The following is a 253-nucleotide window of genomic DNA, read 5'->3' as shown; positions in this document are numbered from 1 at the left end:
CCGTTTGTGAGCGAAGCCTGTGACGAAGTACCTGACAACGTACCAACCAAAAAAGCTGTTTTTTGGCTGGTAGTGGGTATGATTTTACTGCCGGTTAGTTCACACTTTTTAGTTGGCTCAGCCGTTGATATCGCAAAATATTTTGGCTTAAGTGACTTAGTGATTGGTTTGACCATTATTGCTATAGGCACCAGCTTACCTGAACTTGCAGCTTCAATTGCAGGTGTACTTAAAAATGAAGATGACTTAGCGC

1 protein-coding gene is annotated in these 253 nt (G+C 42.3%); it reads left to right on the top strand.

The window, feature by feature from the left end:
- The coding region (locus AAEY88_RS14645; protein ID WP_407074471.1) for a sodium:calcium antiporter at window positions 1-253 on the top strand (253 nt) is incomplete at both ends.

The organism is Psychrobacter sp. CAL346-MNA-CIBAN-0220 (genome assembly GCF_040309805.1).
GTDB lineage: Bacteria > Pseudomonadota > Gammaproteobacteria > Pseudomonadales > Moraxellaceae > Psychrobacter.
Note: the sequence above shows the minus strand (reverse complement) of the source record. Positions and strands in the feature narration are given on the sequence as shown.